This is a genomic window from Mesorhizobium sp. WSM4806, assembly GCF_055811635.1.
In genome coordinates this window covers 115,516-137,620 of record NZ_JBVVQZ010000015.1, presented here as the reverse complement: position 1 = coordinate 137,620, position 22,105 = coordinate 115,516, and the positions used below count along the sequence as shown (strand labels likewise).

Here is a 22,105-nt window from a genome sequence, read left to right as displayed (position 1 = left end):
ACTCTGGATATGTTATCGATAACATACCCTTTGGGAGGAGCGTGCGTGGTCGGGACCAAGCTGATCGAGTTTCAGACGATTACCAAGGAGTTCGGCGGCACGCGCGCGCTTTCCGACGTATCGCTCGATTTGCATGAGGGCGAAATTCTCGCCCTGCTGGGAGAGAACGGCGCAGGCAAATCGACGCTCATCAAGACGCTCGCCGGCATCCACCGGCCGGATGGCGGACGCATTCTGTTTCGCGGCGAGCCCTATCAGCATCGGCCTCCGCGTCCCAACCAGCGCCAGCAGGTTGCCTTCATCCACCAGGATCTCGGGCTGATCGAATGGATGTCTGTCGGCGAGAATGTCGGGCTGGCTCAGGGGTTTTCGCTCCGCTCGGGCCTTATCGACTGGCGCGCGACGGAAGAGCGGGCTCAGGCCGCGCTCAGCCTCGTTGGTTGCGATTTCGATCCGACGACCCGGGTCCAGGATCTCACCCGGACGGAAAAGTCGCTCGTCGCGATCGCCCGAGCGCTGGCAACCGAAGCCGATGTGCTCGTGCTCGACGAGCCGACGGCGAGCCTTCCCGCCGACGAGGTCGACCGATTGTTCGACGCGCTTCGTCCGCTGAAGCAGCGCGGCGTCGGCATGATCTATGTTTCGCACCGGCTCGACGAGATTTTCCGCATCGCCGATAAGGTAGCCGTGCTGCGGGACGGGAAGCTGGTCGGCCAGAACAAGGTAGCGGACACAAAGCCGGATGAACTGGTGGAAATGATCGTTGGGCGACCGGCGAGCCAGGTCTTTGCCAAGGCGGCCACCAAGGCGGGCGCGACGATCTGCGCGGTGCGCGACCTGGTTTGCGCGGGAGCCGGGCCGGTTTCCTTCGACGTCCGCCGGGGTGAAATGCTCGGCCTTGTCGGGCTGCGCGGCGCCGGGCAGGAACTCATCGGGCGGACGCTCTTCGGCTGCACAACTTTTGCGGGCGAGATTTCCATCGACTGCAAAACGCCTGATCTCTCCAGTCCCATTGCGGCGATGCAAGCCGGAGTCGGTCTCATCGCCCGCGATCGCACCGAGGAGTCGATCGCGGCTGCACTCTCAATCCGCGAAAACATTTTTATCAATCCGGGCGCGGCCAGGCGCAGCCTGTTTTCCTTTCTCGCTGGCCACAAGGAGGCGGCACATGCTCGGGCGATCGGCGATACGGTCGGCCTCAGGCCCAACGATCCGGACCTGCCGATCGAGGCGCTGTCCGGCGGCAACCAGCAGAAGGTCGTCGTCGGCCGTTGGCTTCATACCGGCCGCAAGCTGCTCATCGCCGAAGACCCGACCGCCGGCGTCGATGTCGGCGCGAAGGCCGAGATTTACCGGCTGATCGGGCGGGCGCTCGAAGCCGGATTGGGCGTCGTCGTTGTTTCGACCGACTTCGAGGAGATCGCCCATATCTGCCACAGGGCGCTGGTCTTTTCCCGCGGGCAGATCGTTCGCGAACTCGCCGGCGATGAACTCACGACATCCGCCGTGATCACCGCCGCATCGGCATCCGAAGCCGCCTGACCGTCCCGGAGCAAGACCATGCAATCCATCGAATCCACCGCTCTCGAGCCGACACGGGGCGAAATGACCGGCCTGCCGGCGCGGCAGAAGCTCATCAGGCTCGTCCCGGTCTACGGCCTCGTCATCCTCACGCTTATGCTGATCGTGCTGTTCTCAATCCTGCTGCCGAAAACGTTCCCGACACTGCTCAATTTACGCTCGATCGTTTCCGACAAGGCGATCATCGCACTGCTGTCGCTGGCCGCCATGATACCGATGGCTTCGGGCCGCATCGACCTGACCGTCGGCTACGGAATAGTGTTGTGGCACATCCTCGCTATCAGCCTGCAGACCATGCTGGGCATCCACTGGCCCCTCGCCGTGATGATCGTCCTGTTTCTCGGCGCCGGTACGGGCTTCCTGAACGGGCTCCTCGTGGAAGTCGCCCGGATCGATTCCTTCATCGCCACGCTCGGCACGGGAACCGTGCTCTATGCGCTTGCCCTTTGGCACACCGGCGGGCGGCAGGTGGTCGGTGTCTTGCCCGACGGGTTCTATGCGCTCAACGGCACCATGCTGTTCGGCCTGCCGATCACCGGCTTCTATGTGCTGGCGATCGCCATCACGTTGTGGATCGTGCTGGAATATTTGCCGATCGGCCGCTACGTCTACGCGATCGGCGCCAATCCCAAGGCGGCTGCCCTCAACGGCATTCCTGTCCGGCGCTTCGTCATCGGGGCTTTCATCTCGTCTGGGTTTCTCACCGCACTGACGGGCGTTCTGCTCGCTTCCAAGCTGCGCATCGGCCAGGCGAGCGTCGGCCTTGAATATCTGCTGCCGGCGCTTGTCGGTGCGTTCCTCGGCTCGACCACCATCAAACCCGGCCGGGTCAATGTCTGGGGCACGATGATCGGCGTCGCCATCCTCGCCGTCGGAATTTCCGGAATCCAGCAATTCGGCGGCTCCTTCTTCGTTGAGCCTCTATTCAACGGCGTGAGGCGCGGGCCGATGCTATGGCCGACGCCATGGCGATCGTCGAAAAATATGCCCAGAAAGTTACGGCCTGGGATGGCCCGACCTCCGGCCCGAGGGCCCAGGAAGGCAAGACAATCGTCGTTCTTGCCGGCGACCTGAAGAATGGCGGCATCCTTGGGGTGACGACCGGCGTCGAGGAAGCGGCCGAGGCGATCGGCTGGGAGGTCAAGGTAATCGACGGCGCCGGATCGATCGGAGGCCGCACCGCCGCCTTCGGCCAGGCCATGGCGCTGCAGCCAAGCGGCATCATCATCAACGGCTTCGACGCGGTCGAACAGGCACCGGCGATCGAGCAGGCCAAGGCCGCGGGCATTCCGATGGTCGCCTGGCATGCTGGGCCGACGATCGGCCCGGACGACAAGATCGGGCTCTTTGCCAATGTCTCCACCGACGCCATGCAGGTTTCAGCCGCGGCCGCGAACTGGGCCTACGCAGACGCCAAAGGAAAACCCGGAGTCGTGATCTTCACCGATTCAACCTATGCGATAGCCATCGCCAAGGCCGATCGGATGAAGGAAGAAATCGAGAAGCTCGGCGGGACCGTGCTCGAATATGTCGACACGCCGATCGCCGAAACGTCGCAGCGCATGCCGCAGCTGACCACCTCACTGCTGCAGAAGTACGGCGACAGCTGGACGCATTCGCTGGCCATCAACGATCTCTATTTCGACTTCATGGGCCCCTCGCTCGCGGCAGCCGGCAAGACGGGTACCGACGCGCCGATCAACGTCGCCGCCGGCGACGGCTCGGAATCAGCTTATCAACGCATCCGCGCCGGCCAGTTCCAGAAGGTGACGGTGGCCGAACCGCTCAACCTGCAGGGCTGGCAGCTGGTCGACGAGCTGAACCGCGCGATCGCCGGTGAAAAATGGTCCGGCTACCTTTCGCCGCTCCATGTCGTGACAGCGGACAATGTCGAGTTCGACGGCGGGCCGAAGAACAGCTTCGACCCCGACAATGGCTATCGCGACGAATACAAGAAAATGTGGGGCAAGATGTAGGCGCAAGCCGTAGCGGGGGGGGGGGGGGGGGGGGGGGCCCCGCCCCCCCCCCCGCCCCCCCCCAACCCCCCCCCCCCCCCCCCCCTCCCCCCCCCCAACAAAAAAAAAAATCGGGGCCCACCCTCCCCCCCCCCCGCGGGCGGGCCCCCCCCGCCACCCCCCCCCCGCTACGACTCACCCGGCCACAGCAGCCCACCTCAACCGATCCGGCGGTCGCGCGGCCTCGCTGCCGCACCGGAAATGTTGCAGGCCGAAACACCGGAGAAACCATGATCATCCGATACGCGCTCTTCGAAGGCGAAATCCATAGCGGCAGGGAAGCTGAGTTCCGCCAGTTCGTGAAAGACCGGCTTGTCCCGCTCTGGACGCAGTTTCCCGGAGCCGAGGAAATCCGCGTCCTCGACGGAACTATCCGCGACGAAGGCGCCCCGGCCTTCGCAATGGCGCTGGCCATCCGCTATCCGGATATGGCGGCGTGCGAATTGGCGCTTCAGTCCCCCATCCGGTCCGAAAGCCGCCAAGTTACCGGCGAGCTGCTGAAAATGTTCACCGGACGCGTTCACCACCACGTGTTCGACGCCAGCGAATACGAGCCGACAGGTGCACCGGAAGAATGAGCGAGCCGGTAGCAGAGATCGGCTTGGCGTCATAGGACGCCATCTTCCGCTCGGTTTTCCGCAGCGGTTTTGAACCGTTTTTGTCGACGTGGCAAACCGAGCTGGTGAGACAGCCGCACACCACCGCGGACCAGATCTAAATCGGCGATCCTGTCCGGCGCTGCATCGGCACGCGTCAGCGCGATGAAGATACGTCGGTATCCGCCATGCGCCCATCATCGACGATGTTGGGCTCGAGCAGGCCGCACATCGATTGGTGACATAGCTGACGTTGCTTTTGGCAAGACGCAGCAATCTTGCTAAGATCGGCGGTGGGAGGAGACGGGCATGCAAGCGCTGCCGATAGCCCATACTGGCGTAGCCAAGACGGCAGCCGACGCATCGCTTCCACTCGCCTATTCCACCGCGACGCTCTGCTGGCTCCTGTCCGCCGGCGTCTACATCGCAGCCAAGTGGGTTGCCCCCGAGATGCCGCCTTGGGCGCTCTGCTTCTGGCGGCTGGCGCTCGCCTGCGCGATCCTGCTGCCTATCGTCCATCATCATCACGGGGCGATGCTCGCGTTGCTCCAGTCACGGGCGATCGAGGTGCTGGCCATCGGCGCTATCGGACTGACCCTGTGTCAGGGCATGATCTACACGGGCCTCAATTACACCGACGCGACCACCGCCGGCATCATCATGGCGCTGTCGCCGATCATGACCATGGTGCTTGCCCGCTTCGTGCTCGGCGAGCCCCTCGGCGTCTGGAAGGCGCTTGGCGCGCTGCTCGCTCTGGTCGGGATGGTGGTGATCGTGGCGCGCGGCGACCTTACCGCGCTGATGCGGCTCCAGTTCAATCCCGGCGAGTTGTGGATCGTCGGCAGCGCGTTTTGCTGGGGTCTCTACACCGTGCTGCTGCGTCGCGCCAAATTCGCTATCGAACTGCTGCCGACGGTGGTCCTGTTGCTGGGCGCCGGCGCGCTGGCCGCACTGCCACTCTATCTCTGGGAGCTGTTTTCCGGCGAGCGGTCGGCGCTGCATGCGAACGGCCTTCTGGCACTCGCCTATGTCGCTGGCCCGGGCGGCGCTCTGATGTATTACCTCTACAATCGCAGTGTCGAGACGCTTGGCGCCGGGCGCGCCAGCATGCTGCTCTATCTGCAGACTGTCTTCGTCGCCGTGCTCGCTTACCTTTTCCTAGGTGAAAGCTTGCACGACTACGACCTCGCCGGCGCCGCCTTTATCGTCGCCGGCCTGCTGCTCGCCACCGCGATCAAGCCGAGGCAGCGCACGGTGCATGTCGCGTAGGGACACCTCCCCGCTGCTCGTCTCACCTTCTGAGATACAGCCACAATGTCGTCGGCGCCAGGATCGCGGTCAGCGCCACCGGCGCGATCAGGGCGAGGACGACCTGACTGAGTGTCGCCCCGCCACCCATCAACCCGCGCAGCGCCGTCGTCATCAGCGACACCGGGTTGACTTCGACGAAGTCCCGCAGCCAGTCCGGCATGGTTCCGGGGTCGACCATGATGTTGGAGGCGAAGACGAGCGGGAACAGGAAGGTAAAGCCGAGCGTCATCACTGTGGTTGGCGTGCGGATCAGCAGGCCGAGCACGATGAATACCCAGCCCATGCCGAACCCGATGGCGATCAGCATGGCGAACGCCGCAAGCACGCCGAGGACGCCCGCTTCCGGCCGGTAGCCGAGAATCAGCCCGATGGCGAGGATGATAGACGCGGCAATCAAATGGCGCAGGATGTCGCCCACCATCAGGCCGGCGAATGGAGACAGCGACCAGATCGGCAGCGATCGGAAGCGGTCAAACAAGCCCTTGCCGAGGTCGGTCGACAATCCCATGCCGGAATACACTGCGTTGAACACCACGGTCTGAACCAGGATGCCGGGCAGGAAGAACTGCAGGTATTCGCCAGGCGAACCGGCGAGCGCGCCGCCGAAGACGAAGGTGAACAGCAGCGTGAACATGATCGGAGTCATCACCAGGTCGAACAGCTGCTCCGGCACATGCTTGAATTTCAGCACCGCGCGCCATCCGAAGACCAGCGCATTGGAAAGGGCTGATGGGGTCTTCGGTCGGGCGACCCTTTGCAGCCGCTGCAGGGATGTTGTGTCGATCATGGCTTGTCGTCCTTCGGGCTTACACCCAGGCTCGGCTGGCCCGTCAGCGCGAAGAAGACCTCCTCAAGGCTGGGTTGGCCCATGGAGAAATCCGACAGTTCGATGCCGGCAGCGACCAGGTCGGCCAGCGCCTCATTGGCGGCCTTCGCCGTGCCGGCAAGGACGGAGAGCTCCGCGCCCTCGGCACTGCGCTGGACAGGGTGCTCCAGCCGGCGTTCCAGGATCGACGCCGCCTGGTCCAGCCGCGCGACATCGGCGAGCGCTACATGGAGAAACCCGGAGCCTGTGGCCGCCTTCAATTCGCGGCTGGTGCCCTCGGCAATCTTCCGGCCGTGGTCGATGACGGCGATGCGTGCCGCGAGTTGATCGGCCTCTTCGAGATATTGCGTGGTGAGCAGGATGGTGACGCCGGCCTCGGCGAGGCCGCGGATCATGCCCCAGACATCTTTTCGGGCGTTCGGATCGAGGCCTGTGGTCGGCTCATCGAGGAACAGCACGCCCGGCGTGACGATCAGCGAGGCGGCTATGTCGAGCCGCCTTCGCATGCCACCCGAATAGTCCCTCACCTGCTTCGTCGCCGCTTCGGACAAGCCGAAAGCCGCGAGCAGGTCGTCCGCGCGGGTTTTCGCGGCGCGACCGCGAAAACCCCAGAGTCGGGCGAGCAGGACGAGGTTTCCCGGCCCGTCAGGTCCTCGTCGAGCGAAGCGAACTGCCCGGTCATCGCGATTGCCGCACGGACCTCGTGCGGGGCCTGCACGACATCGTGCCCCATCACGGTCGCGGAGCCGGCGTCGGGGCGCGACAGCGTCGCAAGCATCCGCATTAGCGTTGTCTTGCCGGCGCCGTTCGGACCCACGATGGCGAAAATCATGCCGCGCGGTACATCTAGATCGATACCATCGACGGCACGCAGCTTGCCGAAGGTTTTGACCAGGCCCCGGGCGGAAATGGCTGACCGGGCAAGGCCCGTGGCGGGCATACCCATAGGAGAAGTAACGTTCATGCAATCATCCGGCAGTCGCAAAATGAAGGCCAACTTCGGCGCAATGGCTGCGTCGTCAATTCCTCTGCAGGCGCGCGAGCTTACCGTCTGGGTTGTCCCCGTGCCAGAGGCTCCGACCATCTGCCTGGCCGCCGAGCTGGAGCGCCGGTCAGATCATGTCGGCTACTTCCCTTGGGGTTTCCACTCGATCACGGCACAGGCCTGACGCTTTCCGGCATTACCGGCAGGCTGGCTTTTGTAGTCGTCCTGTCCACCGTGGATCATCAATGCCTTGCCTCGTATCGCCGTTTCTCCACCATCCAGCTTGACCATGCTGTTGAAAACCTGGGCACGCAAAACGCCGTCGGCGCCGACCCGCTGATTTGGCATATCGCCCGCGTGCGGGCCTTTTTCGGCGAGATATCCATGTTCGGCATTCGTCGGATTGAAGTGCCCACCGGCCGAGTCATGGCCGGTCTGATGATCGCACTTTCCGGTCTCATGAACATGGAACGCAACCAATTCGCCCGCCGGCAGTCCCGTCACCTCCAACTCTATCAGCACACCCTGCGCCGTCTCGGTCAGCGTGGCCGTTCCATTCTTCTCACCAGCCATGTTGACGAATTCGGCTTTCGCGGTCGCGGCGTCCTGCGCCGCCGCAGGCATCGCGACCGCCAGCGCCAATCCTGTTGCTGCAACCAATTTTCTCATCGACTCGGCCTCCGGTTGTCCAAGGCATCCAACAACAACGGCGCCTCTTCGTTCCATTTGGGAATTGAGTTTTTGTCTCCGGCACGGTCGATGTGCCTCTGTTACACCAATTCGAAGAGTTGCGCGGTTTGCCAGCCCGCAAGCAGTATGATGAGAGTGCCAACGAGCCTGAGAAGCGTCTTTTCTGCGATCGACTTCACCATCAATCCGGCCATCGGCGCTGCGATCACCCCGCCAAGGACCAAGCCGGCAACGGCGATCAGATTTTCTGCCAGCGCTCCTGCCTCCGCCCAATGGCCGGTCAATAACGCAAACAGGAAGGTCAGGGACACCGACAGCGTGGTAAGGAACTCGGTGGCATTTACCGTGCCAATCACGTAGCGGGGCGTCCCGCCAAAACCGAGAAGGCCCGTCGTCACGATGGGTCCCCATCCGCCACCCCCTGCCGCATCGAGAAATCCACCACCAAGCCCAAGCGGAGGCACCGCGGCTGCAGGGACCGGCTTGCTTGGTATCCGTCGGAAGGAACGGAACAGGAGCCAACCTCCGACGAGCGCAAGATATGTGGTCACATAAGGCTTCATGATGGCCCCCTCAAACGAGGTGAGCACAAAAGCGCCGAGAACGCCGCCGAGCACGCCAAACGGCATCAGCCGCCAGAAAAGCTTCCAGTCGATATTGCGGTGATAGAGGTGAGCCGAACCCGAGGCCGCCGTGGTAAACAGCTCGGCCGCGTGAACTGAAGCCGAAGCATGTGCAGGAGACACGCCGAACCCCAGTAGTGTTGTCGAGCAAATCACGCCGTAGGCCATGCCGAGAGCGCCGTCCACAGCCTGAGCTAAAAACCCTACGATCGCAAAAAGAAGGAATTCTTGCATTTGGCTCTCCAACAAGGCGCGGATGTACTCGATAAAAGAGGAACCCGCCGCCTACAACGCATGCAATCTTCATGCTTCCACAACTCACCAAACGCCTGGCATCGATAATGGGACGACGAACGGGAAACTGTCCACCCGCACCCTTCGAGCGATACAGCCTTCCACGGCGGCGCGTGGCGGTGCTTACTCACGACCAGTCGCGGCTCTCGACTGCCGTGATGGCTTTGTGTCGCGCTTTGGCGTCAGTTCCGCCCCGGTTTGGTCGTTCAATCGTTTCTTGAGGATGTCAATGAGGCTGACGGTGACCGCGATCACCGCAGGGCCGAGGACAAGCCCGGATGCTCCGAAAAGGACGATGCCCCCGATCGCGCCGATAAAGGCGACCACTGTGTGGAGCCGCAGCCGGCTCCCGACAAGCATCGGATAGAGCAGATTGTCGATGCCGGCGACGACGCCGCCGCCCCAGACGGTCAGGATCGCTGCGCTCGCCCAAGCCCCTTCCAGCGCGAGATAGATCGCTGCCGGCACCCAGACCAGGAATGCGCCAAGCACCGGCACGATGGCAAGAAGCCCCATTACCAGGCCCCAGAAGACCGGAGTCGGCAGGCCGAGCCACCAGAACATCAGACCGCCCAGCGTTCCTTGCACGACGGCGATGAGCACGGTGCCTATCAGGATCGCATGCACCGTCTCGGCAAGGCGGGACAGCAAATATGCCATCTCCGATGCGCGCAGCGGCGACAGACGCTCGATCCCGCGCAGGGCCGGTTCACGGTCCCGCAAGAAATAGAACAGCAGATAGAATGTCAGCACGAACATCACGGCCTGGTTGATCGAGCCGCGCAGCAGCGATGTGCTTTGTCCCGTCAGCCATTGTACAAATGCGGCGACCGTGCCGGCCGGATCGAGTTGGTTCTCGATCCATCCGGCAACCGCCGAAAGCCTGGGATAGCCCGACAGGAAGGCATCTGTGTTCCAGCCCCGGATGACCTCCTCCATGTAGGTGGCGCCGTTTACCGCCTCGCCAACAAGCTGCTGTGCCACGAAGACGAGCGGCAGGCCGACCGCCACCGCCGCGATGCTGACCGACATCAATGCAGCCAGATTTTGATTCCTGAGCCTTTCCTCGACCCGTCGATGAGCCGGATGCAGGACGATTGCCAACACCAGAGCCCAGGTCAATGCGGGCAAAAAAGGCAATGCCAGGCGGTAGCAGATGTACAGACCGATCGCCGTCGCGGCCACGATGCCGATCAATCTCATTTGTCTCATATCGGGCATCTGTTTCAGGTCGGGCATCTCTCGCCGTCTCGCAAACCAAGCGAGACTAGTGGATTCTTTGACGAAATGGCAGCTTCCGTTGCCGCACCCCTACTGCCAAGCCGCTGTCGAGTGTGACGAAAATGGTCGGGACATTACGCGCTCAGTGGGCTGTTATGCCGGTGGGCGCCCGTCCGGGCTGCCAGCACCACGGCCTGCCGGGCGTGGATGCTCCGACCTACGGCGGTTTTTACAGCTCGCTCGCGGCAGCGCAGCTTCACAGGGCGGCCAAAAAGAAAAAAAGGCCGGACTGTTAAGGTCCGGCCAGGCATGAAGGTTCAAAACCTCCAGAGGGGAACGCGCCGGACGCAATGGGAGGAAAACATCCGACGCAATGCGCATATGGGTCGGCACGGATGACGTTTCAACGACATGGGCTGGGCCACATCAGCCGCCCTATAGAGCCACCCGGGCTCGGTGCTGCCACGAAACGAGCCCTGGCGTTCTCAGTCGATGTCGAAGGACACGCCTTGGGCCAGCGGCAGCGCCTTGGAATAGTTCACCGTGTTGGTGGCGCGCCGCATGTAAGCCTTCCAGGCGTCGGAACCGCTCTCGCGGCCGCCGCCGGTCTCCTTCTCGCCGCCGAAGGCGCCGCCGATCTCGGCCCCCGACGTGCCTATGTTGACGTTGGCGATGCCGCAGTCGGACCCGTCGACGCCGAGGAAGCGCTCGGATTCCTGCAGGTCGCGGGTGAAGATCGACGACGACAGCCCCGCTCCGACCGCATTGTGCTCGTCGAGCACGGCGTCGAAGTCCGAGTATTTCATCACGTAGAGGATCGGCGCGAAGGTCTCTTCCGTCACCGGCGAGACCTGCTTGGGCATCTCGATCAGCGCCGGACGAACGTAATAAGCGTCGGGAAGGCCGTTCTCGACTCGCACGCCGCCGGTGGCCTTGCCGCCTTGAGCGGCGGCTTCCTTCAACGCGTTCTGCATGCTGTCGAAGGCTGCCTTGTCGATCAACGGTCCGACCAGCGCTGATGTCTCCAGCGGATTGCCGACAGAGACGCTTTCATAGGCCTTTTTCAGGCGCGGAACGAGTTGGTCGTAGACGCTCTCATGCACGAACAGGCGCCTGAGCGTCGTGCAGCGCTGGCCGGCGGTGCCCATGGCGCCGAAGGCGATGGCGCGCAAGGCCATGTCGAGATCGGCCGTCGGGCAGACGATGCCGGCATTGTTGCCGCCGAGCTCCAGCACGGCGCGGGCAAAACGCTTCGCCAGCCGTGGACCGACATCCCTGCCCATGCGGGTCGAGCCGGTGGCCGAAACCAGCGGCACATCAGGATGATCGACCAGGATTTCGCCGACGGCGCGATCGCCGATCAGCACCGAAATCAAGCCTTCCGGAGCATCGCCGAAACGTTCAGCCGCACGCTTGAAGATCGCCTCGCAGGCGAGCGCCGTCAGCGGTGTCTTTTCCGACGGCTTCCAAACCACCGCGTCGCCGCAGACCAGCGCCAGCGCGGCGTTCCACGACCACACCGCGACCGGGAAGTTGAAGGCCGAAATCACGCCGACGACGCCCAGCGGGTGCCAGGTTTCCATCATGCGATGACCCGGGCGCTCGGTGGCGATGGTCAGGCCGTACAATTGCCGCGACAGGCCGACGGCGAAATCGCAGATGTCGATCATCTCCTGCACTTCGCCGAGCCCTTCGGACGGGATCTTGCCGACCTCGATCGACACCAGCCGGCCAAGCTCTGCCTTGTGCGCGCGCAGTTCCTCGCCTAGCAGCCGCACCAGCTCGCCGCGCTTCGGTGCCGGCATCAGCCGCCATGCCTGGAAGGCTTTATGCGCCCTGTCGATGGTCTCTGCCGCATCGGCCGGTGAGATCGTCTTCAGCGCGGCGATCTGCTCACCCGTCACCGGGCTGCGCACGATGAGATCGCCGCCTGAAAGCGCAGCCTCGGCAACGCCCAGTTTCGCCAGCAGCCCGGCTGTTTCGTTCGCAATCGTCATTTTCTTTCCCTTTCAGATCCCATCGCTCATAATGCATGTCGCCCAAAAGCATGCCCTGGGGCCCGACCCGAGGGTGCGCAGCGGTTTTGGGACAACGACATGCACCCGTGTGCCATGCCGTCCCTGCGCCGATCGGCACATCAGGCGCTGTCATGGCGTGGCATTACTCGTTTCAGGGAAAAATCGCCACCCCGGCATGGTCTAAACCAAAGGCAGACCGTTGAACCAGCGAGTCGTCTCAGCGCGCTGTCTGCGCGGTTCCCCGCACGGCGCCTTCCTTCATCAGCCGGTCGATATGCATGCGGATATGGGCGGCCTCGGCGGCCGTATTGGCAAGCGCAATGGCGCGGTCGAAGGCGATGCGCGCCTCCTCACCACGATCGAGCTGCATCAGCAGTCCGCCCTTGAGGCCGAAAAAATGGAAATAGCCGGAAAGCCTTTGTTCCAGCGGCTCGATCATGGCAAGTGCGGCTTCCGGCCCGCGGACCTTGGCGACCGCGACGGCGCGATTCAGCGTCACCACCGGCGACGGCTGCATCTGCTCGAGCAGGCTGTAGAGCAGCTCGATCTCGTTCCAGTCCGTGTCCTCGGGCCTTGCCGCGCGCGCATGCAGGGCGGCGATTGCCGCCTGCACCTGGTAGGGACCGGGCTTGTGGTGGCGTAGCGCTTTGTCGACCAGCGCCAGCCCCTCGTCGATCATCTTGCGGCTCCACAGGCTGCGGTCCTGGTCTTCGAGCAGCACGATTTCGCCGTTCTCGTCGAACCGCGCCGGCGCACGCGCATGCTGAAGCAGCAAGAGCGCCGTCAGGCCCATGATCTCCGGCTCGGTCTGGAACAGCCTGAGCAGCAGCCGGGCCAGCCGGATCGCCTCCTCGCAGAGCGGCGCGCGGGCCGGCGCCTCGCCGCTGTTGGTCGAATAGCCCTCGTTGAAGATCAGGTAGACCATCGCGGCAACCGCGGCGAGCCGCTCGGAGCGCTCAACCGCTCCGGGCGTCTCGAACGGCACGCCGGCATCGGCGATGCGCGCCTTGGCACGTGTGATGCGCTGCTCCATCGCGCTTTCACCGACGAGAAAGGCGCGGGCGATCTGCTTGACGCTCAGGCCTGAAACGATGCGCAGCGCCACGGCGATCTGCTGCGTCGCCGGCAGGTCGGGATGACAGCAGATGAACAGCAGCCGCATTATGTCGTCGCGGTAGTGCGCGCCGTCCAGCCGTTCGGCGATATCGGTCTCGGCATCTTCCAGATCGGAGATCTGGTGCTCTTCCGGCAGCGGCGCCTGCTTGGCACGCTTGCGCACCGCGTCGATGCCGCTGTTGCGGCCAACGAAGATCAGCCAGGCTGCCGGATCGCGCGGCGGGCCGTTTGTCGGCCAGTTCTTCAGAGCTCGCAGGCAAGCGTCCTGGAAAGCTTCCTCCGCCGCGTCGAGATCGCGGAAGTAGCGCAACAGCGCGCCCATCGCCTGTGGGCGGGCGGTGCTGATCGCTGTGCTGATCCAGGTAAGGTCGGTCATGCTGAAACCTTGGCGGGATTGAAGAGCGAAACCGGCCGTATCTCGTAGGAGCCGCCGCTCGGGTTCACCTCGGAAAGCTCGCGCGCAAAGTCGACGGCCTCGTCGAGATCGGAGCATTCGAGTGTGTAAAAGCCGAGGAACTGTTCCTTGGTCTCGGCAAACGGGCCATCGATGACGACCGATTCGCCCTTGACCTTTCTCAGCGTTGTCGCTGCGGTCGTCGGCAGCAGCCGCGCCACCGGGCCAAGCCGGCCGGCCCGAGCGTATTTTTCCTGCACGCCCAGGAGTTTTTCCATGACGGCATCGTCCTGTTCCTTGCTCCACGAGCAGACGACGTCTTCGGAGGCATAGCAGAGGATTGCGTAGAGCATGGGTGTGTCCTTTTCTCTGTCAAAGGACGAAACAGTAGGACCGATCCCGACACAACGTCGATAAAAAAATCACGTCCTGCCAGCACAATGAAGGCCTTTGGTTGCTCTGGTCGGTTCAGCTTTCCTGCGCCTTCAGCCATCTCAGAACGACGGCTTCTTCATCATCAAGGCCGGCTATCGATCGCTTCCGCTTGTTCGCATCCGCCATTTCGCCGAGCAGCCGACCTTCGGACCAGGCTTCGAAAACCTGTGGGTGGATATAACAGCTGCGGCAGATGGCGCGCGTGTTGCCCAGCCGCTCGGCCACGTTGTCGATGACGCCGTTCATCACCCGCTTCTGTTGTGCTTGGCTTTCGGGTCGTTCGGTTTGCGCAAACAGCGACGCAGCATGGATGGTGCCGCCCCAGGTTCGGAAATGCTTCGAGCTGAAATCGGCCCCCACCGTCTCCCTGATATAGCGGTTGACGTCGTCGGAGCGGATTGGTCGCCTGCTTCCGTCCTCGTCGAGATACTGGAACAGCTTCTGGCCCGGCAGATCCTGCGCCCCGCGCACGATCCTGGCGATCCGGCGATCGACGAGCTTCAGCTTCCACTCCTTGCCGGACTTGCCCTTGAAAGCGAAACGCAGGCTCGAGCCACTGATGTCGACATGGCGGTCGCGCAGCGTGGTCAGCCCAAAGCTGTTGTTGTCGCGGGCGTAGGCAGCATTGCCGACGCGGATCATCGTGTTGTCGAGCAGCCAGACCACAGCGGCGACAACGCGTTCCAGCGGCAGGCCGTGACGGCGCAGATCGGCGTCGATCTGGCGTCGCAGTTCAGGCAGACTCTCTGCAAAGGCAACCAGGCTCGAATATTTGACGCCGTCGCGCTCCTCGGCCCATTGTGGATGGTAGCGATATTGCTTGCGTCCGCGCCGGTCTCGGCCGGTCGCCTGGATGTGACCGTCAGCAACGGGCGAAATCCACACATCCGTCCACGCCGGTGGGATGGCGAGCGCCTTGATGCGGGCCATGGTGTTCTCGTCGACGCCCTGCCCGTCAGGTCCTTTGTATGAAAATCCCCTGCCGGTCCTGAAACGGCGGATACCGGGCTCGGTATCGGTGACATAGGTGAGCGAGGCTCGATCGGCCGAGGCCTCTCCGCCATTCTTCGGCGCCCCGTTTTTTGGTGCACCCTCCTTGGCAGCCGACCGGCCAGTCGACGATCCGGATTTGTCCAGCATGTCCTCTCCACGAGAAATTTCCCGTAGATAAGCGCAGGAACGGCTGCTGGTTCCGCGTGTGGCTTTCAGAATGATGTCAGCGCACCGCATGTGCGTTCGAGGGGCCGTCTCTCTGTCTACCTTCGGCGCCTACAAATCGATTGCGGCCTCGCTTGCCGTCATGCCTTTTCCAGCACGACCGGAATGACGTCGACAGCCTGCTCGCCGACCTGTCCGCCCGTCGTCTTCAGGACGCCGACGATCGGCGCTACATCCGAATAGTCGCGGCCGTGGCCAACGGTGATGTGGTCATTGCTTGCCCGCATGCCGTTGGTTGGATCGAATTCCTGCCATCCGGTGTCGCGCCCGCACCACACCTTGACCCAGGCATGCATGGCGTCGGCCCCTTCCAATCGCGGTTTTCCGCGCGGCGGAATGGTGCGCAGGAAGCCGCTGACATAGCCGGCGGGGATACCGAGGCCGCGCAGGCCGGCGATCATGATGTGCGAAAAATCCTGGCAGACGCCCCGCTTCAGGCTGAAAGCATCGCTCGCCCGGGTCTGCACCGTGGTCGCCTCGCCATCGTAGGTGAAATCGCGACGAATGCGGTTGCACAGGTCCATGGCGGTACCGACGACAGAACTGCCGGCACTGCTCCGCGCATACCCCGTGATATCAGCGTCAATGCCGACATGGTCGCTGGCGGCCAGAAAGTGATGCGGTGTATCAGGCGACAGCGAACGCACCGCTTCGAGTTGGCTCCGCAGCCGGCGAATGTCGGGCGACACGTCAAGCCCGGGTTCCGGCCGCGAGACGGCGACGCGCGCGCTCATCCTGATGTCGAGCGCATCATGGGCATCGCGAAAGGCGATCGACGTGACATTGTTGCCGAAGAAATCGGAAAAGTCGGAGCGTTCGCTCGGCGTCGGCGCGAAGGACAGCGAAGCGGCGATCACCCGCTGCACGCCCGATATCGTCGGCGGCAGCACGCGCACCTGATGGCGGCCGCCGCCGGCTGCAGCATCATAGTCGTAACGCAGATTGAGTCTGATGTCGTAGAGCATGCCAGCCTCCGGGTCCCGTCCTTAGCCGAAATAGGCCTTGGCGAGGCTGTTGTAGAGGCCGCCGATCTCGGTGGCGAGATCGTCCAGGGCCTTCGCCGTCATGTCCGAGGGCTCCTTGATGGCGATTGCCGTATTGAGCTGCAATATCTCTTTCGCCGCCGGCGACATATGCCCCTCGCTGCCGACAGCAGGCAACAGCGCGATTTCGGCCTTCAGCCGCTCGAGCTGGAACAGGATGGAGCGCGGGTTGAGCGGATCGAGCACCAAGAGGTCGATCACCGTGCGCCTGCCAGCCTGCACCGGATACTGCCGCCGGTGGGTCATCACGCTGTCGCCGATCTCCAGCATCATGTCGAGCGCGCCTTCGGGCGCCGCAGCCCCGGTCAGCCGGGCAAGCGTGCGGGCGATCTGGATGCCGCGTTCCAGCCGCCGGCCGATCTCCAGGAAGCGCCAGCCGGTGAAGCGGTACATGTTCTCATGCAGCAGGCCGGAAAACCCGGCGAGCTTGCGCAGGATGACCGTCATCGCCCGCGTCGCATCATCGCCCGGCGCCACCGTTGTCGCGAATTGATGGATGGTCTTCGACAGATCGTTCAGCGCCAGCCAGCCGTCGGGCGAGAAGCGGTCGCGGATCTGCCCGGCGCTGTAAACGGCGCTGTCCAGCGTTGCGATCAGCCCCGGCGGGATCGCCGCTGCGACGTCGATGCCGAACGGTTCGAGATGGTCTCTGATATCGGCAAGCAAAGGCATGTCCGGGTCGGACGCCTCGGCCAGCCGCACGTGATAGGCGCGCAGGATGCGCACCGTGTCTTCCGATCGCTCGATATAGCGGCCGAGCCATGTCAGGTTTTCCGCAGCGCGGCTGGGCAGGCTGCCTGGCGAGGTGCGGATGAAACTGTCGTGCTCCTGCGGCAGCAGCGTCTCGCGCTCCACCGGCCTGTCGCTGACCACCCATACATCCGCCGCCTGGCCGCCGCGCTGCATGGCGATAGCCGTCGGATCGAGCGAAAAGCCAACACGGGCAAAGCCGCCGGGCATCACCGTCCAGCCTTCCGGCGTTCGCGCCAGATAGACGCGCAAGGCTGCCGGCCGCGGCTCCAGCCGGCCGCCGACATGGACCGGCGTGGTCGAAAGCGTCACTGCTTCCTGTCCGACGAAGGCGCCGCCGTCGCGTTCGATCCGGGCTATCAGTTCGGCCCGTTCCCCGGCAACCAGCGCCGAGCCCAGCCTGGTGCAATCGTCATCCTCGAAGGCAAGCCGCGTCGACAGCGCCGGGCCGATCACCATGCGGTCGAGGTTGGCCAGCACATGGTCACGATCCTTGTCCCGCCCGCACCACCATGTCGCGACGCTTGGCAAGAGAAGCTCCTCGTTGCGCAATTCGCGCGAAATTTTTGGCAGGAAGGCGAACAGCGCCCGCGTTTCCATTAGCCCGGAGCCGAGCGCGTTGACGGCTGAAACAGCCCCCCGGCGGATCGCCTCGACCAGCCCTGGCGTGCCGATCTGCGAATCCGGTCGCAGTTCCAGCGGATCGGCGAAGGCGGCGTCGAGCCGTCGCCACAGCACGCTGACCGGCGCCAGCCCGGAAACCGTGCGCACCATCAATCGACCGCCGGAGACGGTCAGATCCTCGCCTTCGAGCAGCATGATGCCGAGATAGCGGGCGATATAGGCATGCTCGTAATAGGTTTCGTTGAGTGGCCCCGGCGTCAGGATGGCGACACGGCCGCCTGATGCCTTGGCCATGCGGTTAAGCGCGTCGCGAAAGCGACGGAAGAAGCCGGCAAGGCGGTGCACATGCATCTCGCCATAGATGTCGGACAGCGCACGCGTGGTGGCGACGCGGTTTTCCAGCGCAAAGCCGGCGCCTGACGGCGCCTGCGTGCGGTCGCCCAGCACCCACCAGCGGCCATCCGGTCCACGGCCGAGCTCGAAAGCGCAGAAATGCAGGAAATGGCCGCTGGCCGGTCTGGTGCCGACGACGGGGCGCAAATATTCCGGGCTGGCCGCGATCAGCCCCGCCGGCAGGATGCCTTTCTCGACCAGGCGGTTCGGCCCGTAGATATCGGCAATCGTTTCCTCGAACAGCTCGGCCCGCTGGACCAGGCCGGCACTGATCGCGGCCCATTCCTGCTCCTCTATCAGGAGAGGCACATGCGCCAGCGGCCATTCGCGCTCATGGGCGCCGGCCTGATCGTAGAGACGGTAATAGACGCCGGCGTCGCGCAGATACTGGTCGGCGCGGGCGAAGCGCTGGGCGAGCTTTTCAGGCCCCAGATCTTCCAGCGCCTCGATGAACTCCTTCCAGACCGGACGGGGATTGCCTGATGCATCGACCATCTCGTCGACGACGCCGTCGATCGGCTGGTAGTGCTCCAGCAAATTATGCGGCCTGCCTCGTATTTCCTGGTGATTCCCCTTTGCCATGGCTGATCAGAGTCTTGCAGGCCGCCGCAGGTCAAGGGTCATCGGGAAATCCTCAGAGGCTTGTTCGCCGCGCAGCACGTAGGCGGACGGCGTATGGCCGCGCGGCTCGAAGCGGGCGAGCCGCCGCGCCTCCGCTTCGTTGCCGTTGACCGGGAAAGTGTCGTAGCTGCGCCCGCCGGGATGCGCGACATGGTAGACGCAGCCGCCGACCGCCCGGCCCGACCAGCGATCATAGATGTCGAAGACCAGCGGCGTGTTGACCGGCAGTGCTGGATGCAGCCCCGATGACGGCTGCCAGGCCTTGAAGCGGACGCCGGCCACCGCGATCTCTCTGGAGTCGGTCACCTTCATCGGCACGATGCGGCCGTTGCAGACGACCGCATGACGTTCCGGATTGAGCCCTTCGGTCTTCACCTGCAGCCGCTCGACCGAGGAATCGACGAAGCGCACGGTGCCGCCGATCGCGCCCTGCTCGCCCATGACATGCCACGGCTCCAGCGCCTGCCGCAGCTCCAGCTTGATGCCGGCATGCTGGACTTCGCCGCAGAACGGGAAGCGGAATTCAAGCTGCGCGTCGAACCATTCGGGACGGAACTCGAAGCCGTTCAGCTTGAGGTCGTCAAGCACGTCGAGAAAGTCAGCCCATACATAATGCGGCAGCATGAAACGGTCATGCAGTGACGTGCCCCAGCGCACGAAGCGGCCATCGAGCGGGTTCTTCCATGCGCGGGCGATGATGGCGCGCACCAGCAATTGCTGCGCCAGGCTCATGCGCGCATTGGGCGGCATCTCGAAGCCGCGGAACTCGACCAACCCCAGCCGGCCGGTCGGGCCGTCGGGCGAAAACAGCTTGTCGATGCAGATTTCCGAACGGTGGGTGTTCCCCGTCACGTCGGTCAACAGGTTACGGAACAGCCGGTCGACCAGCCACGGCAACGGGGCGCTGCCACTGTCCGGATGCGGCACCTGCGCCATGGCGATCTCAAGCTCGTACAGCGAATCGTGGCGCGCCTCGTCGAAACGCGGCGCCTGGCTGGTCGGGCCGATGAACAGGCCTGAGAACAGATAGGACAGCGACGGACGGCGCTGCCATTGCAGGACAAGGCTCTTCAGCAAATCGGGGCGGCGCAGGAACGGACTGTCGTTGGGTGTTGCGCCGCCGACGACGACATGGTTGCCGCCGCCGGTGCCGGTATGACGGCCGTCGATCATGAACTTGTCGGCGCCAAGCCGCGTCTGCCGCGCCTCCTCGTAGATCGCTGTGGTCGTCGCCACGCAGTCCTGCCAGTTCGCAGCCGGATGGATGTTCACCTCGATGACGCCGGGATCCGGAGCCACGCGGATGACGTTGAGGCGCGGGTCGTGTGGCGGACCGTAGCCCTCGATATGCACCGGCAGGCCGATAGCCTTTGCCGCGTTCTCGGCCGCCGCGACAAGTTCGAGATAATCTTCCAGCGCCTCGACCGGCGGCATGAATACACAAAGCCGTCCGTCGCGCGGCTCGACCGACAGCGCGGTGCGCACCGCGCCACCGATCTCGGTAATCTCCTGTTCGACACGGTCCTGCTGGCCGGTCGCTGCGGTGAAGGACGCCGCCTGCTGGCGGCGCGCCATTTCGTCAGCGCCTTCAAGTTCGGCCGGGGCAGCCTCCGGCAAAGAAGCGGCTTCAGGCAAAATAGCCTCGCGCGCCGGCAATGGTCCGCGCGGCAGCGAAGGATCGACCGGCACGATGTAGGGGAACTGCGCCGGCGGCACATGGGGAAGCGTGCCGAGCGGCAGGCGGTAGCCGACCGGTGAATCGCCCGGCACCAGGAACAGCCTGCCGCGCCGCGTCTTCCACTTCTCCGAACGCCAGCGCGGTCCCGACGCCTGGCTGTTCCAGCGCTGGACAGGCAGTACATAGCCCGACGGCTTGGTCAGGCCGCGTTCGAACACCCGCGCCATGCGGCTGCGCTCCTCGGGGTCGTCCAGCTTCGAATTGGACGGATCGACATTGTCCGGCAGCTTGCCTTCCTTGAGCAGCCACTCAGCCGGGTCCTCATAGGCTTCGCTGACCATTGACTTGTCGATGCCGAGTTCATCGGCAATCGCCGTCAGCAGGCTTTCAGCCTGCTTCGGCCCGACATCTGCTTCGCTGTTCTCCCGCGCGATCAGCGACGGGTCGCTCCACACCGGCTCGCCGTCGGCGCGCCAGTACAGCGAGAAGGTCCAGCGCGGCAGGCTTTCGCCCGGATACCACTTGCCCTGCCCGTAGTGCAGGAAGCCGCCCGGCGCGAAACGCTCACGCAGCCGGCGGATCAGCGCATCGGCCTTTTCGCGTTTTGTCGGGCCGACGGCGGCGGTGTTCCACTCCTCCGCCTCGAAATCATCGATCGACACGAAGGTCGGCTCGCCACCCATGGTCAGCCGCACGTCCCCGGCTTCGAGCGCGGCGTCGACCTGCCTGCCCAATGCGTCAAGCGCCTGCCAGCTTTCGTCGGAGAATGGCTTGGTGATGCGGGGGTGCTCGGCGATGCGGTCGACCCGCATGTCGAAGCCGAACTCGACATTGGCGAAGCTCGCCATGCCGGAAATAGGCGCGGCGTTGCGGAAATGCGGCGTGGCCGCCAGCGGCACATGGCTTTCGCCGGTGAGCAGGCCGGAGGTCGGGTCGAAGCCGATCCAGCCGGCCCCCGGCAGATAGACCTCGCACCAGGCATGAAGATCGGTGAAGTCGACGGCGGTGCCGGGCGGTCCGTCAAGCGCGACGAGGTCGGGCTTCAACTGGATCAGGTAGCCGGAAACGAAGCGCGCGGCGATGCCGAGGTTCCTCAGGATCTGTACCAGCAGCCAACTCGTATCGCGGCACGAGCCTTTCTTGGCGGCCAGCGTTTCCTCCGGCGAAAAAACGCCGGTTTCCATGCGCACGATATAGGCGACCTCGCGCTGCAGGCGGGCATTGAGGTCGACGACGAAATTGACGGTATTGGTTGGGTGGCGATCGATGGTTTGCAGGAACGCCGACAGCAGCGGTCCAGCCGTTTCCGGCGTCCGGTAGATGGCGAGATCGGCGCTGATCTCTTCCGGGTATTCGAACGGCAAGGTCTCGGCCGCCGGCTCGACGAAAAAATCGAATGGGTTGTAGACCGTCATGTCGGCGACGAGGTCGACCTCGATCTTCAGTTCCGTCACCGGTTCCGGAAACACGAAGCGCGCGAGGAAATTGCCGTAGGGATCCTGCTGCAGATTGACGAAGTGGTTCGCCGGCCCGACCTTCAACGAATGGCTGAGCACCTTGGTGCGGGAATGCGGCGCCGGCTGCAGCCTGATGACCTGCGGGCCGAGGACGACCGGCCGGTCATATTTGTAATGGGTCAGGTGGTAGACGGCTGCCAGAATTGCCATGGGACC

At 64.0% G+C, this 22,105-nt stretch carries 17 protein-coding genes and 1 pseudogene; 5 read left to right on the top strand and 13 right to left on the bottom strand.

Going from position 1 to position 22,105, the window contains the following annotated elements; all coding sequences use genetic code 11:
• Nucleotides 1-45: 45 nt before the first annotated feature.
• The 5 genes and pseudogenes from AC0L2M_RS22550 to AC0L2M_RS22530 all read left to right on the top strand — a co-directional run bounded on the left by AC0L2M_RS22550 (nucleotide 46) and on the right by AC0L2M_RS22530 (nucleotide 5,461).
• Nucleotides 46-1,542, top strand: coding sequence for a sugar ABC transporter ATP-binding protein (locus tag AC0L2M_RS22550; RefSeq protein ID WP_023797996.1), 1,497 nt, complete (start codon nucleotides 46-48; stop codon nucleotides 1,540-1,542).
• An 18-nt stretch (nucleotides 1,543-1,560) separates the two neighbouring features.
• Nucleotides 1,561-2,517 (top strand): annotated as a pseudogene (locus tag AC0L2M_RS22545) (ABC transporter permease); the annotation flags it as partial.
• 17 nt (nucleotides 2,518-2,534) lie between these two features.
• A complete protein-coding gene (locus AC0L2M_RS22540; protein ID WP_473535934.1) occupies nucleotides 2,535-3,557 on the top strand; it encodes an ABC transporter substrate-binding protein in 1,023 nt (340 codons plus the stop codon).
• A gap of 269 nt (nucleotides 3,558-3,826) precedes the next feature.
• Nucleotides 3,827-4,174 carry a hypothetical protein gene (locus AC0L2M_RS22535; protein WP_473535933.1) on the top strand — a complete coding sequence of 116 codons (348 nt, stop codon included), beginning with the start codon at nucleotides 3,827-3,829 and terminating at the stop codon, nucleotides 4,172-4,174.
• A 327-nt stretch (nucleotides 4,175-4,501) separates the two neighbouring features.
• Nucleotides 4,502-5,461 carry a DMT family transporter gene (locus AC0L2M_RS22530; protein ID WP_473535932.1) on the top strand — a complete coding sequence of 320 codons (960 nt, stop codon included), beginning with the start codon at nucleotides 4,502-4,504 and terminating at the stop codon, nucleotides 5,459-5,461.
• 22 nt (nucleotides 5,462-5,483) lie between these two features.
• Here AC0L2M_RS22530 and AC0L2M_RS22525 read toward each other — a convergent pair whose 3' ends face one another.
• From AC0L2M_RS22525 to AC0L2M_RS22465, 13 genes are all read right to left on the bottom strand, one after another.
• Nucleotides 5,484-6,290: an ABC transporter permease gene (locus AC0L2M_RS22525; protein WP_128168918.1), complete on the bottom strand. Its 807-nt coding sequence runs from the start codon at nucleotides 6,288-6,290 to the stop codon at nucleotides 5,484-5,486.
• Nucleotides 6,287-6,880, bottom strand: a complete 594-nt coding sequence (locus AC0L2M_RS22520) for an AAA family ATPase (RefSeq protein ID WP_473535931.1) — start codon at nucleotides 6,878-6,880, stop codon at nucleotides 6,287-6,289. Before AC0L2M_RS22520 ends, AC0L2M_RS22525 begins: the two co-directional genes overlap by 4 nt.
• Nucleotides 6,853-7,326, bottom strand: coding sequence for an ATP-binding cassette domain-containing protein (locus AC0L2M_RS22515; RefSeq protein WP_473535930.1), 474 nt, complete (start codon nucleotides 7,324-7,326; stop codon nucleotides 6,853-6,855). The genes AC0L2M_RS22520 and AC0L2M_RS22515 overlap by 28 nt, the downstream gene beginning before the upstream one ends.
• A gap of 129 nt (nucleotides 7,327-7,455) precedes the next feature.
• Nucleotides 7,456-7,983, bottom strand: a complete 528-nt coding sequence (locus AC0L2M_RS22510) for a superoxide dismutase family protein (protein WP_473535929.1) — start codon at nucleotides 7,981-7,983, stop codon at nucleotides 7,456-7,458.
• A gap of 101 nt (nucleotides 7,984-8,084) precedes the next feature.
• Nucleotides 8,085-8,861, bottom strand: coding sequence for a sulfite exporter TauE/SafE family protein (locus AC0L2M_RS22505; protein WP_023798004.1), 777 nt, complete (start codon nucleotides 8,859-8,861; stop codon nucleotides 8,085-8,087).
• Between the two features lie 183 nt (nucleotides 8,862-9,044).
• Complete coding sequence (locus tag AC0L2M_RS22500; RefSeq protein WP_245277612.1) at nucleotides 9,045-10,124, bottom strand: AI-2E family transporter; 1,080 nt, start codon at nucleotides 10,122-10,124, stop codon at nucleotides 9,045-9,047.
• A gap of 503 nt (nucleotides 10,125-10,627) precedes the next feature.
• Nucleotides 10,628-12,139, bottom strand: a complete 1,512-nt coding sequence (gene amaB, locus AC0L2M_RS22495) for an L-piperidine-6-carboxylate dehydrogenase (RefSeq protein WP_473535928.1) — start codon at nucleotides 12,137-12,139, stop codon at nucleotides 10,628-10,630.
• 238 nt (nucleotides 12,140-12,377) lie between these two features.
• A complete protein-coding gene (locus AC0L2M_RS22490; RefSeq protein WP_473535927.1) occupies nucleotides 12,378-13,652 on the bottom strand; it encodes an RNA polymerase sigma factor in 1,275 nt (424 codons plus the stop codon).
• Nucleotides 13,649-14,023: a YciI family protein gene (locus AC0L2M_RS22485; protein ID WP_473535926.1), complete on the bottom strand. Its 375-nt coding sequence runs from the start codon at nucleotides 14,021-14,023 to the stop codon at nucleotides 13,649-13,651. The genes AC0L2M_RS22490 and AC0L2M_RS22485 overlap by 4 nt, the downstream gene beginning before the upstream one ends.
• A gap of 115 nt (nucleotides 14,024-14,138) precedes the next feature.
• Nucleotides 14,139-15,245 carry a DNA topoisomerase IB gene (locus tag AC0L2M_RS22480; RefSeq protein WP_128173727.1) on the bottom strand — a complete coding sequence of 369 codons (1,107 nt, stop codon included), beginning with the start codon at nucleotides 15,243-15,245 and terminating at the stop codon, nucleotides 14,139-14,141.
• Nucleotides 15,246-15,403: 158 nt separating this feature from the next.
• Nucleotides 15,404-16,288 carry a transglutaminase family protein gene (locus AC0L2M_RS22475; protein WP_128173728.1) on the bottom strand — a complete coding sequence of 295 codons (885 nt, stop codon included), beginning with the start codon at nucleotides 16,286-16,288 and terminating at the stop codon, nucleotides 15,404-15,406.
• Nucleotides 16,289-16,309: 21 nt separating this feature from the next.
• A complete protein-coding gene (locus AC0L2M_RS22470) occupies nucleotides 16,310-18,715 on the bottom strand; it encodes a circularly permuted type 2 ATP-grasp protein (RefSeq protein ID WP_287227766.1) in 2,406 nt (801 codons plus the stop codon).
• Nucleotides 18,716-18,721: 6 nt separating this feature from the next.
• On the bottom strand, nucleotides 18,722-22,099 hold the full coding sequence (locus AC0L2M_RS22465) for a transglutaminase family protein (RefSeq protein WP_473535925.1): 3,378 nt from the start codon (nucleotides 22,097-22,099) through the stop codon (nucleotides 18,722-18,724).
• Nucleotides 22,100-22,105: the final 6 nt, after the last annotated feature.

Coding starts and splice junctions, on each gene's coding strand:
- AC0L2M_RS22505 (WP_023798004.1), bottom strand. CDS start 8,861: ATGCAAGAATTCCTTCTTTTTGCGATCGTAGGGTTTTTAGCTCAGGCT.
- AC0L2M_RS22540 (WP_473535934.1), top strand. CDS start 2,535: ATGGCCGACGCCATGGCGATCGTCGAAAAATATGCCCAGAAAGTTACG.
- AC0L2M_RS22465 (WP_473535925.1), bottom strand. CDS start 22,099: ATGGCAATTCTGGCAGCCGTCTACCACCTGACCCATTACAAATATGAC.
- AC0L2M_RS22490 (WP_473535927.1), bottom strand. CDS start 13,652: ATGACCGACCTTACCTGGATCAGCACAGCGATCAGCACCGCCCGCCCA.
- AC0L2M_RS22530 (WP_473535932.1), top strand. CDS start 4,502: ATGCAAGCGCTGCCGATAGCCCATACTGGCGTAGCCAAGACGGCAGCC.
- amaB (WP_473535928.1), bottom strand. CDS start 12,139: ATGACGATTGCGAACGAAACAGCCGGGCTGCTGGCGAAACTGGGCGTT.
- AC0L2M_RS22535 (WP_473535933.1), top strand. CDS start 3,827: ATGATCATCCGATACGCGCTCTTCGAAGGCGAAATCCATAGCGGCAGG.
- AC0L2M_RS22500 (WP_245277612.1), bottom strand. CDS start 10,124: ATGAGATTGATCGGCATCGTGGCCGCGACGGCGATCGGTCTGTACATC.
- AC0L2M_RS22485 (WP_473535926.1), bottom strand. CDS start 14,023: ATGCTCTACGCAATCCTCTGCTATGCCTCCGAAGACGTCGTCTGCTCG.
- AC0L2M_RS22510 (WP_473535929.1), bottom strand. CDS start 7,983: ATGAGAAAATTGGTTGCAGCAACAGGATTGGCGCTGGCGGTCGCGATG.
- AC0L2M_RS22475 (WP_128173728.1), bottom strand. CDS start 16,288: ATGCTCTACGACATCAGACTCAATCTGCGTTACGACTATGATGCTGCA.
- AC0L2M_RS22525 (WP_128168918.1), bottom strand. CDS start 6,290: ATGATCGACACAACATCCCTGCAGCGGCTGCAAAGGGTCGCCCGACCG.
- AC0L2M_RS22470 (WP_287227766.1), bottom strand. CDS start 18,715: ATGGCAAAGGGGAATCACCAGGAAATACGAGGCAGGCCGCATAATTTG.
- AC0L2M_RS22480 (WP_128173727.1), bottom strand. CDS start 15,245: ATGCTGGACAAATCCGGATCGTCGACTGGCCGGTCGGCTGCCAAGGAG.